1 protein-coding gene is annotated in these 538 nt (G+C 69.7%); it reads left to right on the top strand.

The features are described from left to right. Positions 1-538, top strand: a 538-nt coding sequence (locus MBTS_RS23070; RefSeq protein ID WP_280529966.1) for a cytochrome-c peroxidase, incomplete at both ends; no start/stop codon positions are given.

Below are 538 nucleotides of genomic sequence, written 5' to 3'. Positions count from 1 at the left end.
TCGGCGAGCCCGGGATCGAGCTGAAGCTGCGCACGCCCACCCTGCTCAACGTCGGCTGGATCGCGCCGCTCGGCTGGGACGGCAAGTTCCCGGACCTCGAATCCGTCGCCTTCACGCCGATCACCGGCCCCAACCTCATGAACCTCTCGGAAGAGGAGCTCATCGCCCGCCTGCGCGCCGACCCGGATTACGTCGCCGCCTTCGCCGCGACCTTCGAGGATCGGGAGATCACGCGGGGCGGGATCGAGCGGGCGCTGGCCGCGTTCCAGCGCACCATCGTCTCGGGAAGCGCGCCGTTCGACCGCTGGCGCGACGGCGATGCCTCGGCGATCGGAGCCTCCGCGAAGGCGGGGTTCGCGCTGTTCAACGGCAAGGCCGGATGCCACGAATGCCATGGCGGCTGGGCGTTCACCGACGGGTCGTTCCACGATATCGGCGTCGGCCGGGACGACGATATCGGGCGGGGACGCCTGTTCCCCACGTCGAAGAGCCTGCAATACGCCTTCAAGACCCCGACCCTGCGCGATGTCGCGCAGCG

It is taken from the genome of Methylobacterium bullatum (genome assembly GCF_014845095.1).
Taxonomy (GTDB): Bacteria; Pseudomonadota; Alphaproteobacteria; order Rhizobiales; family Beijerinckiaceae; genus Methylobacterium; species Methylobacterium bullatum.
This window is presented reverse-complemented; position numbering and strand designations above follow the sequence as displayed.